Annotated in this window: 12 protein-coding genes; 10 read left to right on the top strand and 2 right to left on the bottom strand. The window is 51.9% G+C overall.

Annotated features, from left to right (window positions below; translation table 11 throughout):
- Positions 1-125: 125 nt before the first annotated feature.
- From clpX to fadM, 6 genes are all read left to right on the top strand, one after another.
- Positions 126-1,400 carry an ATP-dependent protease ATP-binding subunit ClpX gene (clpX, locus tag ACJHXA_RS05945; protein WP_000130305.1) on the top strand — a complete coding sequence of 425 codons (1,275 nt, stop codon included), beginning with the start codon at positions 126-128 and terminating at the stop codon, positions 1,398-1,400.
- A gap of 187 nt (positions 1,401-1,587) precedes the next feature.
- Entirely contained in the window at positions 1,588-3,942 is a 2,355-nt protein-coding gene (gene lon, locus ACJHXA_RS05950; RefSeq protein ID WP_001295325.1) for an endopeptidase La, read from the top strand.
- A gap of 190 nt (positions 3,943-4,132) precedes the next feature.
- Positions 4,133-4,423, top strand: a complete 291-nt coding sequence (gene hupB / locus ACJHXA_RS05955; RefSeq protein WP_254892905.1) for a nucleoid-associated protein HU-beta — start codon at positions 4,133-4,135, stop codon at positions 4,421-4,423.
- 191 nt (positions 4,424-4,614) lie between these two features.
- On the top strand, positions 4,615-6,486 hold the full coding sequence (ppiD, locus tag ACJHXA_RS05960; protein WP_000969384.1) for a peptidylprolyl isomerase: 1,872 nt from the start codon (positions 4,615-4,617) through the stop codon (positions 6,484-6,486).
- A 150-nt stretch (positions 6,487-6,636) separates the two neighbouring features.
- Positions 6,637-7,008, top strand: coding sequence for a helix-hairpin-helix domain-containing protein (locus ACJHXA_RS05965; protein WP_000680312.1), 372 nt, complete (start codon positions 6,637-6,639; stop codon positions 7,006-7,008).
- A gap of 93 nt (positions 7,009-7,101) precedes the next feature.
- A complete protein-coding gene (gene fadM, locus ACJHXA_RS05970; protein ID WP_001194534.1) occupies positions 7,102-7,500 on the top strand; it encodes a long-chain acyl-CoA thioesterase FadM in 399 nt (132 codons plus the stop codon).
- A 51-nt stretch (positions 7,501-7,551) separates the two neighbouring features.
- Here fadM and queC read toward each other — a convergent pair whose 3' ends face one another.
- Both queC and ACJHXA_RS05980 read right to left on the bottom strand, forming a co-directional pair.
- Positions 7,552-8,247, bottom strand: a complete 696-nt coding sequence (gene queC / locus ACJHXA_RS05975; protein WP_000817229.1) for a 7-cyano-7-deazaguanine synthase QueC — start codon at positions 8,245-8,247, stop codon at positions 7,552-7,554.
- A 64-nt stretch (positions 8,248-8,311) separates the two neighbouring features.
- The gene (locus ACJHXA_RS05980; protein WP_001238231.1) at positions 8,312-10,012 is read right to left on the bottom strand and encodes an SgrR family transcriptional regulator; all 1,701 of its coding nucleotides are present in this window, start codon (positions 10,010-10,012) and stop codon (positions 8,312-8,314) included.
- Between the two features lie 99 nt (positions 10,013-10,111).
- On the opposite strand from ACJHXA_RS05980, the gene cof reads away from it, so the two are divergent.
- From cof to ACJHXA_RS06000, 4 genes are all read left to right on the top strand, one after another.
- Positions 10,112-10,930, top strand: a complete 819-nt coding sequence (cof, locus tag ACJHXA_RS05985) for an HMP-PP phosphatase (RefSeq protein WP_000113027.1) — start codon at positions 10,112-10,114, stop codon at positions 10,928-10,930.
- A gap of 152 nt (positions 10,931-11,082) precedes the next feature.
- The gene (gene decR, locus ACJHXA_RS05990) at positions 11,083-11,541 is read left to right on the top strand and encodes a DNA-binding transcriptional regulator DecR (protein ID WP_000884589.1); all 459 of its coding nucleotides are present in this window, start codon (positions 11,083-11,085) and stop codon (positions 11,539-11,541) included.
- Positions 11,542-11,570: 29 nt separating this feature from the next.
- Entirely contained in the window at positions 11,571-13,343 is a 1,773-nt protein-coding gene (locus tag ACJHXA_RS05995) for a SmdA family multidrug ABC transporter permease/ATP-binding protein (protein ID WP_283512264.1), read from the top strand.
- Positions 13,336-15,117: a SmdB family multidrug efflux ABC transporter permease/ATP-binding protein gene (locus ACJHXA_RS06000; RefSeq protein WP_001256174.1), complete on the top strand. Its 1,782-nt coding sequence runs from the start codon at positions 13,336-13,338 to the stop codon at positions 15,115-15,117. The genes ACJHXA_RS05995 and ACJHXA_RS06000 overlap by 8 nt, the downstream gene beginning before the upstream one ends.
- The last annotated feature ends 119 nt before the right edge of the window (positions 15,118-15,236 follow it).

Here is a 15,236-nt window from a genome sequence, read left to right on the forward strand (position 1 = left end):
TGCCAGAGGCGCAACTGTGCCGCTATACTTATCCAGGGCGGCACAACGCTGTAAGCGGCTTGCGCCTGAGAATGGCATTTGCGTCGTCGTGTGCGGCACAAAGAACAAAGAAGAGGTTTTGACCCATGACAGATAAACGCAAAGATGGCTCAGGCAAATTGCTGTATTGCTCTTTTTGCGGCAAAAGCCAGCATGAAGTGCGCAAGCTGATTGCCGGTCCATCCGTGTATATCTGCGACGAATGTGTTGATTTATGTAACGACATCATTCGCGAAGAGATTAAAGAAGTTGCACCGCATCGTGAACGCAGTGCGCTACCGACGCCGCATGAAATTCGCAACCACCTGGACGATTACGTTATCGGCCAGGAACAGGCGAAAAAAGTGCTGGCGGTCGCGGTATACAACCATTACAAACGTCTGCGCAACGGCGATACCAGCAATGGTGTCGAGTTGGGCAAAAGTAACATTCTGCTGATCGGTCCGACCGGTTCCGGTAAAACGCTGCTGGCTGAAACGCTGGCGCGCCTGCTGGACGTCCCGTTCACCATGGCCGACGCAACCACGCTGACCGAAGCCGGTTATGTGGGCGAAGACGTTGAAAACATCATTCAGAAACTGTTGCAGAAATGCGACTACGATGTCCAGAAAGCACAGCGTGGTATTGTCTACATCGATGAAATCGACAAGATTTCTCGTAAGTCGGACAACCCGTCTATTACCCGTGACGTTTCCGGTGAAGGCGTACAGCAGGCACTGTTGAAACTGATCGAAGGTACTGTTGCTGCCGTTCCACCGCAGGGCGGGCGTAAGCATCCGCAGCAGGAATTTTTGCAGGTTGATACCTCCAAGATCCTGTTTATTTGTGGCGGTGCGTTTGCCGGTCTGGATAAAGTGATTTCCCACCGTGTAGAAACCGGCTCCGGCATTGGTTTTGGCGCGACGGTAAAAGCGAAGTCCGACAAAGCAAGCGAAGGCGAGCTGCTGGCGCAGGTTGAACCGGAAGATCTGATCAAGTTTGGTCTTATCCCTGAGTTCATTGGTCGTCTGCCGGTTGTCGCAACGTTGAATGAACTGAGCGAAGAAGCTCTGATTCAGATCCTCAAAGAGCCGAAAAACGCCCTGACCAAGCAGTATCAGGCGCTGTTTAATCTGGAAGGCGTGGATCTGGAATTCCGTGACGAGGCGCTGGATGCTATCGCTAAGAAAGCGATGGCGCGTAAAACCGGTGCCCGTGGCCTGCGTTCCATCGTAGAAGCCGCACTGCTCGATACCATGTACGATCTGCCGTCCATGGAAGACGTCGAAAAAGTGGTTATCGACGAGTCGGTAATTGATGGTCAAAGCAAACCGTTGCTGATTTATGGTAAGCCGGAAGCGCAACAGGCATCTGGTGAATAATTAACCATTCCCATACAATTAGTTAACCAAAAAGGGGGGATTTTATCTCCCCTTTAATTTTTCCTCTATTCTCGGCGTTGAATGTGGGGGAAACATCCCCATATACTGACGTACATGTTAATAGATGGCGTGAAGCACAGTCGTGTCATCTGATTACCTGGCGGAAATTAAACTAAGAGAGAGCTCTATGAATCCTGAGCGTTCTGAACGCATTGAAATCCCCGTATTGCCGCTGCGCGATGTGGTGGTTTATCCGCACATGGTCATCCCCTTATTTGTCGGGCGGGAAAAATCTATCCGTTGTCTGGAAGCGGCGATGGACCATGATAAAAAAATTATGCTGGTCGCGCAGAAAGAAGCTTCAACGGATGAGCCGGGTGTAAACGATCTTTTCACCGTCGGGACCGTGGCCTCTATATTGCAGATGCTGAAACTGCCTGACGGCACCGTCAAAGTGCTGGTCGAGGGGTTACAGCGCGCGCGTATTTCTGCGCTCTCTGACAATGGCGAACACTTTTCTGCGAAGGCGGAGTATCTGGAGTCGCCGACCATTGATGAGCGGGAACAGGAAGTGCTGGTGCGTACTGCAATCAGCCAGTTCGAAGGCTACATCAAGCTGAACAAAAAAATCCCACCAGAAGTGCTGACGTCGCTGAATAGCATCGACGATCCGGCGCGTCTGGCGGATACCATTGCTGCACATATGCCGCTGAAACTGGCTGACAAACAGTCCGTTCTGGAGATGTCCGACGTTAACGAACGTCTGGAATATCTGATGGCAATGATGGAATCGGAAATCGATCTGCTGCAGGTTGAGAAACGCATTCGCAACCGCGTTAAAAAGCAGATGGAGAAATCCCAGCGTGAGTACTATCTGAACGAGCAAATGAAAGCTATTCAGAAAGAACTCGGTGAAATGGACGACGCGCCGGACGAAAACGAAGCCCTGAAGCGCAAAATCGACGCGGCGAAGATGCCGAAAGAGGCAAAAGAGAAAGCGGAAGCAGAGTTGCAGAAGCTGAAAATGATGTCTCCGATGTCGGCAGAAGCGACCGTAGTGCGTGGTTATATCGACTGGATGGTACAGGTACCGTGGAATGCGCGCAGCAAGGTCAAAAAAGACCTGCGTCAGGCGCAGGAAATCCTTGATACCGACCATTATGGTCTGGAGCGCGTGAAAGATCGCATCCTTGAGTACCTTGCGGTTCAAAGCCGTGTCAACAAAATCAAGGGACCGATCCTCTGCCTGGTAGGGCCGCCGGGGGTAGGTAAAACCTCTCTTGGTCAGTCCATTGCCAAAGCCACCGGGCGTAAATATGTCCGTATGGCGCTGGGCGGCGTGCGTGATGAAGCGGAAATCCGTGGTCACCGCCGTACTTACATCGGTTCTATGCCGGGTAAACTGATCCAGAAAATGGCGAAAGTGGGCGTGAAAAACCCGCTGTTCCTGCTTGATGAGATCGACAAAATGTCTTCTGACATGCGAGGCGATCCGGCCTCTGCACTGCTTGAAGTGCTGGATCCAGAGCAGAACGTAGCGTTCAGCGACCACTACCTGGAAGTGGATTACGATCTCAGCGACGTGATGTTTGTCGCGACGTCGAACTCCATGAACATTCCGGCACCGCTGCTGGATCGTATGGAAGTGATTCGCCTCTCCGGTTATACCGAAGATGAAAAACTGAACATCGCCAAACGTCACCTGCTGCCGAAGCAGATTGAACGTAATGCACTGAAAAAAGGTGAGCTGACCGTCGACGATAGCGCCATTATCGGCATTATTCGTTACTACACCCGTGAGGCGGGCGTGCGTGGTCTGGAGCGTGAAATCTCCAAACTGTGCCGCAAAGCGGTTAAGCAGTTACTGCTCGATAAGTCATTAAAACATATCGAAATTAACGGCGATAACCTGCATGACTACCTCGGTGTTCAGCGTTTCGACTATGGTCGCGCTGATAACGAAAACCGTGTCGGTCAGGTAACCGGTCTGGCGTGGACGGAAGTGGGCGGTGACTTGCTGACCATTGAAACCGCATGTGTTCCGGGTAAAGGCAAACTGACCTATACCGGTTCGCTCGGCGAAGTGATGCAGGAGTCTATTCAGGCGGCGTTAACGGTGGTTCGTGCGCGTGCGGAAAAACTGGGGATCAACCCTGATTTTTACGAAAAACGTGACATCCACGTCCACGTTCCGGAAGGTGCGACGCCGAAAGATGGTCCGAGTGCCGGTATTGCTATGTGCACCGCGCTGGTTTCTTGCCTGACCGGTAACCCGGTTCGTGCCGATGTGGCAATGACCGGTGAGATCACTCTGCGTGGTCAGGTACTGCCGATCGGTGGTTTGAAAGAAAAACTCCTGGCAGCGCATCGCGGCGGGATTAAAACAGTGCTAATTCCGTTCGAAAATAAACGCGATCTGGAAGAGATTCCTGACAACGTAATTGCCGATCTGGACATTCATCCTGTGAAGCGCATTGAGGAAGTTCTGACTCTGGCGCTACAAAATGAACCGTCTGGTATGCAGGTTGTGACTGCAAAATAGTGACCTCGCGCAAAATGCACTAATAAAAACAGGGCTGGCAGGCTAATTCGGGCTTGCCAGCCTTTTTTTGTCTCGCTAAGTTAGATGGCGGATCGGGCTTGCCCTTATTAAGGGGTGTTGTAAGGGGATGGCTGGCCTGATATAACTGCTGCGCGTTCGTACCTTGAAGGATTCAAGTGCGATATAAATTATAAAGAGGAAGAGAAGAGTGAATAAATCTCAATTGATCGACAAGATTGCTGCAGGGGCTGATATCTCTAAAGCTGCGGCTGGCCGTGCGTTAGATGCTATTATTGCTTCCGTAACTGAATCTCTGAAAGAAGGGGATGATGTAGCACTGGTAGGTTTTGGTACTTTTGCCGTTAAAGAGCGTGCTGCCCGTACTGGCCGCAACCCGCAGACCGGTAAAGAGATCACCATCGCTGCTGCTAAAGTACCGAGCTTCCGTGCAGGTAAAGCACTGAAAGACGCGGTAAACTAAGCGTTGTCCCCGGTGGGGATGTGACGAAGTTCAAGGGCGCATCTACTGATGTGCCTTTTTTATTTGTATTCGGTGACTTTCTGCGTCTTGTGGGCTGACAATTGCCCCCGTTTCTTGTCACAATAGGCCTTTGCGCGCATCGATACGTTGCGTGAGGTACACAGTCATCTACAGCGGAGTGTTGTTACACCATGATGGACAGCTTACGCACGGCTGCAAACAGTCTCGTGCTCAAGATTATTTTCGGTATCATTATCGTGTCGTTCATATTGACCGGCGTGAGTGGTTACCTGATTGGCGGAGGCAATAACTACGCCGCAAAAGTGAATGACCAGGAAATCAGCCGTGGGCAGTTCGAGAACGCCTTTAACAGCGAGCGTAATCGCATGCAGCAACAGCTGGGCGATCAATACTCCGAGCTGGCAGCGAATGAAGGCTATATGAAAACCCTGCGTCAACAGGTGCTGAATCGTCTGATCGACGAGGCGCTGTTGGATCAGTACGCTCGTGAGCTGAAACTGGGTATCAGTGATGAGCAGGTTAAACAGGCGATTTTCGCGACCCCAGCCTTCCAGGTTGACGGCAAATTTGATAACAGCCGCTATAACGGTATCCTCAACCAGATGGGGATGACCGCCGATCAGTACGCCCAGGCGCTGCGTAACCAGCTCACTACCCAACAGCTGATTAACGGTGTTGCCGGTACCGATTTTATGCTGAAAGGTGAAACCGACGAGCTGGCGGCACTGGTCGCGCAACAACGCGTGGTGCGTGAGGCGACTATCGATGTTAACGCGCTGGCGGCGAAGCAGCCTGTGACCGAACAGGAGATTGCCAGCTACTACGAACAAAACAAAAACAATTTCATGACGCCGGAACAATTCCGCGTGAGTTACATCAAGCTGGATGCCGCAACGATGCAGCAACCGGTTAGCGATGCGGATATCCAGAGCTACTACGATCAGCATCAGGATCAATTCACCCAGCCGCAGCGTACCCGCTACAGCATCATCCAGACCAAAACTGAAGATGAAGCGAAAGCGGTACTTGATGAGCTGAATAAAGGCGGTGATTTTGCTGCATTAGCCAAAGAAAAATCTGCCGATATTATCTCTGCCCGTAACGGCGGCGATATGGGTTGGTTAGAAGATGCCACTATCCCCGACGAACTGAAAAATGCTGGTCTGAAAGAAAAAGGGCAACTGTCTGGTGTCATCAAATCTTCGGTCGGTTTCCTGATTGTACGTCTGGACGACATTCAGCCAGCGAAAGTGAAGTCGTTAGACGAAGTGCGTGACGATGTCGCGGCGAAAGTGAAACACGAAAAAGCCCTCGATGCGTACTATGCGCTGCAGCAGAAAGTGAGCGATGCGGCAAGCAACGACACCGAGTCTCTGGCCGGTGCAGAGCAAGCAGCCGGCGTTAAAGCCACTCAGACGGGGTGGTTTAGCAAAGATAACCTGCCGGAAGAGTTGAACTTCAAGCCGGTTGCCGACGCTATCTTTAACGGCGGTCTGGTAGGTGAAAACGGCGCGCCAGGCATCAACTCTGACATCATCACCGTAGATGGCGACCGCGCATTCGTGCTGCGCATCAGCGAGCACAAACCGGAAGTGGTGAAACCGTTGGCAGATGTTCAGGAACAAGTTAAGGCACTGGTTCAGCACAACAAAGCTGAACAACAGGCGAAAGTGGATGCTGAGAAACTGCTGGTTGATTTGAAAGCCGGCAAAGGTGCGGAAGCTATGCAGGCTGCCGGTCTGAAATTTGGCGAGCCGAAAACCTTAAGCCGTTCCGGTCGTGACCCGATTAGCCAGGCGGCGTTTGCACTGCCACTGCCAGCGAAAGACAAACCGAGCTACGGTATGGCGACCGATATGCAAGGTAATGTGGTTCTGCTGGCGCTGGATGAAGTGAAACAAGGTTCAATGCCGGAAGATCAGAAAAAAGCGATGGTGCAGGGTATCACCCAGAACAACGCACAAATCGTCTTTGAAGCTCTGATGAGTAACCTGCGTAAAGAGGCGAAAATCAAAATTGGCGATGCGCTGGAACAGCAATAATCCTGAAGCCGCCTCGCAAAAAAATGCGTTGCAGCTGTAACAAGAAAAGGTCGCTTTCGCGGCCTTTTCCATTTCTGAACATTGCCATTTGTTTACTGTTTTCACTGCCGTTAAGGTGATTCCACTGTTAACAAACAAGGAGAAAACAGTATGAAACACGGAATTAAAGCACTGCTCATTACCCTGTCCCTGGCCTGTGCCGGAATGTCTCATAGCGCGCTGGCGGCAGCTTCTGTGGCGAAACCGACGGCGGTAGAAACCAAAGCGGAAGCTCCTGCAGCACAAAGTAAAGCAGCAGTACCGGCGAAAGCCAGTGACGAAGAAGGCACCCGGGTCAGCATTAATAATGCCAGCGCGGAAGAGCTAGCCCGCGCGATGAATGGCGTTGGCCTGAAGAAAGCGCAGGCGATTGTCAGTTATCGCGAAGAGTACGGTCCGTTTAAAACGGTGGAGGATCTAAAGCAGGTGCCGGGGATGGGCAATTCGCTGGTGGAACGTAATCTGGCGGTATTAACCCTGTAATTAATTTGCATAGTGGCAATTTTTTGCCAGACTGAAGAGGTCATACCAGTTATGACCTCTGTACTTATAACAACAACGTAAGGTTATTGCGCTATGCAAACACAAATCAAAGTTCGTGGATATCATCTCGACGTTTACCAACACGTCAACAACGCCCGCTACCTTGAATTTCTCGAAGAAGCCCGCTGGGATGGGTTGGAAAATAGCGACAGTTTTCAGTGGATGACGGCCCATAACATCGCCTTCGTCGTGGTCAATATCAATATTAACTATCGTCGCCCAGCGGTATTAAGCGACCTGTTAACTATTACCAGTCAGTTGCAGCAATTAAACGGTAAAAGCGGCATCTTAAGCCAGGTCATTACACTGGAGCCGGAAGGGCAGGTGGTAGCGGATGCGCTTATTACGTTTGTTTGTATTGATCTTAAAACGCAGAAAGCATTAGCTCTGGAAGGGGAATTGCGCGAAAAGCTGGAGCAGATGGTTAAGTAAACGTTTTGTGGTGCCGGATGCTCAAGCCGCATCCGGCGACACCCGGAATAATTACCTCAACCCGGTTTTCTGCTTCATCGCTGCCATCACCGTCGGTTTATCGGCCAGATAATGATTCAAACCGTTGGCGCGTAAATTACATGCCGCACAATGACCGCAACCGTCGCCTTTAATGCCGTTATAGCAGGTCAACGTTTCGTTACGGACTAAATCCAGTTTGCCGTAATAATCTGCCAGCGCCCAGGTTTCCGCTTTATCAATCCACATCAGCGGCGTTTCAAAACGAATATCTTTCGCCATGCCCAAACTGACGGCATGGTTTAGTGCTTTCACAAACTCATCGCGGCAATCCGGGTAGCCGGAGAAATCCGTTTCACAGACGCCGGTAATTACGGCTTCTGCTTTTACCTGATACGCATATATTGCCGCCAGCGTCAGGAACAAAATATTACGCCCTGGGACAAACGTATTCGGGATGCCATCGGCTTCAGGTTCATAATCAGGCACCGGAATGCTGTCACGTGTCAGGCTGCTGACCGCCAGCTCGTTGAGCAGCGTTACATCAAGAACCTTATGCGCGCGTGCTCCCAGTTTCAGCGCCAGTTCGCGTGCCACGTCGATTTCTGCGCGATGTCGCTGACCGTAATCGAACGTCACGCAATGGACTTCATCATATTGTTGTAATGCCTGCACCAGACAGGTGGTGGAATCCTGGCCTCCACTGAACACAACGACAGCACGTTTCATAGATAATCCTGCTTGAACAATAAAAGCGTTATGGTAACGCCTGCGATTAACCCGGACCAGCTATTCATTGCGACGGCGCGGGAAGCCAGGCTTCGGTAAATTCAAACCAGCCGCGCGGTGTCAGTCGCACACCGTTCACGCCGGGAGGGGCACTAATGCGATAGTGATAGTTGAACAGCGGCGTCAGCGTCGCGTCTGCCATTAACTGGCTAAAAACCGCTTTCAGGGCATTAAATCGGTTTTCCTCATCAGGCATTACTTGCACCGCGTCCAGCGTCGATTGCAGATGTGCATATGCTGGAGCGTCGAAAACATGTGGCCATAGTGGATCGCAACGTAGCCATTGCTCCAGAGTATATTCCGGTGCTTCGCCAATTAATCTGTCGCCCATCATGAGGTCTGCGTGTGCCAGTAGGGTCGTGTCGTCCCAGTTTTTTGCGTTATGAAAAATAATTGTGAGTTCACAGCCTTCCGCTGCCAGTGTCGCCTGTAGGCGTTCTGCCATGGTATGAAGTTCTATCGGTAAGTGATAAACCAGCGTCAAGGTTTTCGGTAGTTTGACTTCATCCGGTACTTGCCAGTGCGGAATAGTCCAGCCTGGCAGTAATGCATGACTGGCGGTGATCAGGTTTTCTCCGACTTCTAACGTTTGTAATAAACCGGATTGATGAATAATGGAGATCACTTTTCGCGCCTGCCAGAGGGAGAGTCGGGGACTTTTGCGCAACGTTAAATAGCAAAAACCTAAACTGATGCCACTACTGACCTGGCTGACCCGTTGCAGCTCCTCCGGTTTGCCGATGGTGATTTGCACGGGATGCCGACAACTGGTTCCCAAATCTTTTTCGAAAAGCGGCGGAGTTATCCAGTACTCAACCGCTTTAAGCAGCGGATGACGCAAATGGTAATAATCATGGCTCTCCAGGCGCACCAGCTCCGCTGTGAATTGTGTTAAGCGAAAAGGACCAGTGCCGATCAGTGGGAATTGCGGATGCGCCAGATGGCTGCAATAGCTCGCCAGCCGGTGCGCAAGCCAGTAATCGGGGCGATGTAAAAAGAAGGTCAGACACTGCGGATGGGTGACTTCAATACGCTTCACGCTAATAAATAATTGATCCAGTGCTGGCAGTTGTAACAGCATCAATAATCGCTGGTGTAAGTGTGAGGCTTTTACTGCATCGCCGTTATGCCAGTGTAGGGTTGAACGAAGATAAAAGTCCCAGCGTAACCCGTCAGTAGAGGTTTCCCAGTGATGCGCTAAATCGCCAATCGGGCGCTGAGTATTATTATCGAAGCGGGTCAGGCCGGAAAATATCTGCCCGGCGAGATGCTGCTCGGCACGGCCGGGCAAAAAGCCTGGTTGTAGCGGTTCGAGCGGGCGATAGTAGGGAATACGCAACGTGGGTGTATCGTTTTGCCATTGTCCGCCCATAAACGGCTGTAACAGAGTGCGCAGCTCACCTGGGGCCAGTTGCGCCAGCTCCAGCACATCTTGCTGCTTTCCGGTTTCCAGTGCCTGTTCCATCATCGCATTGCGTAGCGATTCCGGCGTGACCAGAAAGCGTAATTGTCCGCGCTTTCCGCGTCCTGACTGCGCCTGCCACTCCAGCCATCCCGCCTCCTGTGCCTGACGCAACAGCGTACGAACATGGCGTTCGCTGCAAAAACAGCGTTCGGCCAGTTCGCTGACGGTGACGGTTTGCGGCTTTCCGGCTGAAGGTTGCCACAGACGTTGATACTGGTTAAGACGGTTGAGCAATCGCATATAAACCCGGAACAATATTATTTAACTATTCACTATTACTTCCGTATATATCAGGTGATACTCAATCACCATTAACCGTGTCACAGAGTGGAGAAAGAAATGGCTCGTCTGGCAGCATTTGATATGGATGGCACTTTATTGATGCCTGACCATCATTTAGGTGAGAAAACCCTCTCTACTTTGGCGCGACTGCGTGAACGCGACATTACCCTCACTTTTGCCACGGGGCGTCATGCGCTGGAGATGCAGCATATTCTCGGGGCGCTATCGCTGGATGCATATTTGATTACCGGCAACGGAACGCGCGTGCATTCTCTGGAAGGTGAACTTTTACATCGTGATGATTTACCTGCGGATGTCGCGGAGCTGGTGCTGTATCAGCAATGGGATACCCGAGCCAGCATGCATATCTTCAATGACGACGGTTGGTTTACCGGGAAAGAGATCCCTGCGTTGTTGCAGGCATTTGTCTATAGCGGTTTTCGTTATCAGATAATCGATGTCAAAAAAATGCCACTCGGCAGCGTCACCAAGATCTGCTTCTGTGGCGATCACGACGATCTTACACGCTTGCAGATCCAGCTATACGAAGCATTAGGCGAGCGTGCACATTTGTGTTTTTCCGCCACGGATTGCCTCGAAGTGCTGCCGGTGGGCTGCAATAAAGGCGCTGCATTGACGGTGCTGACCCAACATTTAGGTTTATCGTTGCGCGATTGCATGGCCTTTGGTGATGCGATGAACGATCGCGAAATGTTAGGCAGCGTCGGTAGCGGATTTATTATGGGCAATGCGATGCCGCAACTGCGCGCGGAGCTCCCGCATTTACCGGTGATTGGACATTGCCGAAATCAGGCTGTCTCTCACTATTTGACGCACTGGCTGGACTATCCACATCTACCTTATTCCCCCGAATAACGAGATCCCTTCCAGCACCGGGCAATTGCCCGGTTTTTTTTGCGTTGAGTTTGTCATTTTGTGCCATGGTGTTTAAACCGCACAGAATAAATTGTCGCGATTTCACCTTTAAAATAGAATTAAAAGAGAAAAAAATTCTCTGTGGAAGGGCTATGTTAGATAAAATTGACCGTAAGCTGCTGGCCTTACTACAGCAGGATTGCACCCTCTCTTTGCAGGCACTGGCTGAAGCCGTTAATCTGACAACCACCCCCTGCTGGAAGCGCCTGAAACGGCTGGAGGACGACGGTATCCTTATCGGCAAAGTCGCCCTGCTGGATCCGGAAAAAATAGGCCTCGGCCTGACCGCCTTTGTGCTGATAAAAACGCAACATCACAGCAGCGAATGGTATTGCCGCTTTGTCACGGTGGTTACCGAAATGCCAGAAGTGCTGGGGTTCTGGCGCATGGCTGGTGAATACGATTATCTGATGCGCGTCCAGGTTGCCGACATGAAACGCTACGACGAGTTTTATAAGCGTCTGGTAAACAGCGTGCCGGGGCTGTCGGACGTCACTTCCAGCTTCGCGATGGAACAGATTAAATACACCACTTCTTTACCCATCGAATAAATATCCAGAATCAGGTCAGGACACAACGCGTGCGATTATTTGCTCAATTAAGCTGGTATTTCCGTCGGGAATGGCGTCGCTATCTCGGGGCTGTCGCCTTGCTTGTCATTATCGCGATGCTGCAACTGGTTCCGCCAAAAGTGGTTGGTATTGTTGTCGATGGCGTGACAGAACAACACTTTACTACCGGGCAGATCCTGATGTGGATCGCCACCATGGTGCTGATTGCCGTTGTGGTTTATCTCCTGCGTTACGTCTGGCGCGTATTGCTGTTTGGTGCGTCTTATCAACTGGCTGTTGAACTGCGTGAAGATTATTACCGTCAGCTAAGCCGGCAGCATCCTGAGTTTTACCTGCGTCATCGCACGGGTGACCTCATGGCTCGTGCGACTAATGACGTCGATCGCGTCGTGTTTGCCGCCGGAGAAGGGGTGCTGACGCTGGTGGATTCACTGGTAATGGGCTGCGCTGTGTTGATTATGATGTCTACGCAAATTAGCTGGCAGTTGACCTTATTTGCCCTGTTACCGATGCCAGTGATGGCGATCATGATTAAGCGCAACGGCGATGCCTTGCATGAACGCTTTAAGCTGGCACAGGCGGCGTTTTCTAGTCTTAATGACCGCACCCAGGAAAGCCTCACCAGTATTCGCATGATCAAAGCCTTTGGTCTGGAAGATCGCCAGTCGGCGTTATTTGCCGCGGATGCCGAAGATACCGGCAAAAAAAACATGCGGGTGGCGCGTATTGATGCTCGTTTCGACCCGACCATCTATATCGCGATTGGTATGGCGAACTTGCTGGCGATTGGCGGCGGTAGTTGGATGGTGGTGCAGGGCAGTTTAACGCTGGGCCAGCTCACCAGTTTTATGATGTATTTAGGTCTGATGATTTGGCCAATGCTGGCGCTGGCATGGATGTTTAACATTGTGGAACGTGGTAGTGCTGCGTACAGCCGTATTCGCGCGATGCTGGCGGAAGCGCCGGTGGTGAACGATGGTAGCGAACCCGTGCCGGAAGGGCGTGGCGAACTGGATGTAAATATTCACCAGTTCACGTATCCGCAGACTGACCATCCTGCGCTGGAAAACGTCAATTTCGCCCTGAAACCCGGTCAGATGCTGGGTATTTGCGGGCCGACTGGTTCCGGCAAAAGTACCCTGTTGTCGCTCATTCAGCGTCATTTCGACGTCAGCGAGGGGGATATTCGCTTTCATGATATTCCTCTGACGAAGTTACAACTCGATAGCTGGCGTAGCCGCCTAGCGGTAGTTAGCCAGACACCGTTCCTTTTTTCCGACACCGTAGCGAACAACATCGCGTTGGGTTGCCCGAATGCCACCCAGCAAGAGATTGAGCATGTCGCGCGGTTAGCCAGCGTACATGACGATATTTTGCGTTTACCGCAAGGTTACGATACAGAGGTGGGCGAGCGCGGCGTGATGCTTTCCGGCGGGCAAAAACAGCGTATCTCTATTGCTCGTGTGTTATTAGTCAACGCGGAAATCCTCATCCTTGATGATGCGCTTTCGGCGGTGGACGGACGCACAGAGCACCAGATCCTGCATAACCTGCGTCAGTGGGGGCAGGGAAGAACGGTAATCATCAGTGCCCATCGCCTTTCGGCACTGACGGAAGCCAGTGAAATTATTGTGATGCAGCACGGACATATCGCCCAGCGTGGCAATCATGATGAGCTGGCGCAACAAAGCGGCTGGTATCGCGATATGTATCGCTATCAACAACTGGAGGCGGCGCTCGACGACGTTCCGGAAATTCGCGAGGAGGCCGTCGATGCGTAGTTTTAGCCAACTGTGGCCGACTCTCAAGCGTCTGTTAGCGTACGGTTCGCCGTGGCGGAAACCGCTGGGGATTGCGGTCCTGATGATGTGGGTTGCGGCAGCGGCAGAAGTCAGTGGGCCGCTGCTTATCAGCTATTTTATCGACAATATGGTAGCGAAAAATAACCTGCCGTTGAAAATGGTTGCAGGGCTGGCGGCGGCGTATGTTGGGCTACAACTGTTTGCCGCCGGGCTACATTACGCGCAGTCGCTGCTGTTTAATCGGGCGGCAGTAGGCGTAGTGCAACAGTTGCGTACCGACGTGATGGATGCTGCGTTACGCCAGCCATTAAGCGAGTTTGATACCCAACCCGTCGGGCAGGTGATTTCCCGCGTCACTAATGACACTGAAGTGATCCGCGATCTCTACGTTACCGTAGTGGCAACTGTCCTGCGTAGCGCCGCACTGGTGGGCGCGATGCTGGTGGCGATGTTCAGCCTCGACTGGCGAATGGCGCTGGTGGCGATAATGATTTTCCCGGTGGTGCTGGTGGTAATGGTGATATACCAGCGTTACAGCACGCCGATTGTCCGTCGTGTGCGCGCCTATCTAGCGGATATCAACGACGGCTTTAACGAAATCATCAATGGCATGAGCGTTATCCAGCAGTTCCGTCAGCAGGCGCGATTTGGCGAACGTATGGGGGAGGCCAGTCGTTCACACTATATGGCCAGGATGCAAACCCTGCGCCTCGACGGTTTTCTGCTGCGTCCGCTGCTGAGTCTGTTTTCATCGCTCATTCTTTGTGGCTTGTTGATGCTGTTTGGCTTCTCCGCTAGCGGCACCATTGAAGTGGGCGTGCTGTATGCGTTTATCAGCTATCTTGGGCGACTTAACGAACCATTAATCGAACTGACCACGCAACAGGCGATGCTGCAACAGGCTGTTGTTGCTGGTGAGCGCGTGTTTGAACTGATGGACGGACCGCGCCAGCAATATGGCAATGATGATCGCCCGTTACAGAGTGGCACCATCGAAGTCGATAACGTGTCATTTGCTTATCGCGATGACAATCTGGTGCTAAAGAACATTAATCTCTCTGTGCCTTCGCGTAACTTTGTGGCACTGGTCGGGCATACCGGCAGTGGCAAAAGCACCCTCGCCAGTTTATTGATGGGCTATTACCCGCTAACGGAAGGTGAGATTCGCCTTGATGGTCGTCCATTAAGTTCGCTAAGTCACAGCGCGCTGCGCCAGGGCGTGGCAATGGTGCAGCAAGATCCGGTGGTGCTGGCGGATACCTTCCTCGCCAACGTGACGCTGGGGCGTGATATCTCCGAAGAACGCGTCTGGCAGGCGCTGGAAACCGTGCAACTGGCGGAGCTGGCGCGCAGCATGAGTGATGGTATTTATACGCCGCTGGGCGAGCAGGGGAATAATCTCTCCGTCGGGCAAAAGCAACTGCTGGCACTGGCACGCGTGTTGGTGGAGACGCCGCAAATCCTGATCCTTGATGAGGCAACCGCCAGCATTGACTCCGGTACTGAACAGGCGATTCAACATGCTCTGGCGGCTGTGCGTGAACATACCACGCTGGTGGTGATTGCTCACCGCTTATCGACCATTGTTGATGCCGACACCATTCTGGTGCTTCATCGTGGGCAAGCCGTGGAGCAGGGCACTCACCAGCAACTGCTGGCGGCCCAGGGACGCTACTGGCAGATGTATCAACTGCAACTTGCGGGCGAAGAGCTGGCAGCCAGCGTGCGTGAAGAAGAATCATTGAGCGCCTGAATAGCGCAATATTTCATCGTTGGTGCAAAAATGTAACGCACTGTGCACTGTCATAGTGCGTTTTCATTTTCAATCTTCTTAACTTCCTGCTCTCTTTCTCGTTTTTCATTTCTGGCACA

Source organism: Escherichia sp. WS33 (assembly GCF_046486385.1).
In the GTDB taxonomy this organism is placed as follows: domain Bacteria; phylum Pseudomonadota; class Gammaproteobacteria; order Enterobacterales; family Enterobacteriaceae; genus ECMA0423.

Bases quoted from the DNA above. Each gene is read 5' to 3' on its own strand.
- cof (WP_000113027.1), top strand. From the start codon at position 10,112: ATGGCTCGTCTGGCAGCATTTGATATGGATGGCACTTTATTGATGCCT.
- decR (WP_000884589.1), top strand. From the start codon at position 11,083: ATGTTAGATAAAATTGACCGTAAGCTGCTGGCCTTACTACAGCAGGAT.
- ppiD (WP_000969384.1), top strand. From the start codon at position 4,615: ATGATGGACAGCTTACGCACGGCTGCAAACAGTCTCGTGCTCAAGATT.
- queC (WP_000817229.1), bottom strand. From the start codon at position 8,247: ATGAAACGTGCTGTCGTTGTGTTCAGTGGAGGCCAGGATTCCACCACC.
- ACJHXA_RS06000 (WP_001256174.1), top strand. From the start codon at position 13,336: ATGCGTAGTTTTAGCCAACTGTGGCCGACTCTCAAGCGTCTGTTAGCG.
- lon (WP_001295325.1), top strand. From the start codon at position 1,588: ATGAATCCTGAGCGTTCTGAACGCATTGAAATCCCCGTATTGCCGCTG.
- clpX (WP_000130305.1), top strand. From the start codon at position 126: ATGACAGATAAACGCAAAGATGGCTCAGGCAAATTGCTGTATTGCTCT.
- fadM (WP_001194534.1), top strand. From the start codon at position 7,102: ATGCAAACACAAATCAAAGTTCGTGGATATCATCTCGACGTTTACCAA.
- ACJHXA_RS05980 (WP_001238231.1), bottom strand. From the start codon at position 10,012: ATGCGATTGCTCAACCGTCTTAACCAGTATCAACGTCTGTGGCAACCT.
- ACJHXA_RS05965 (WP_000680312.1), top strand. From the start codon at position 6,637: ATGAAACACGGAATTAAAGCACTGCTCATTACCCTGTCCCTGGCCTGT.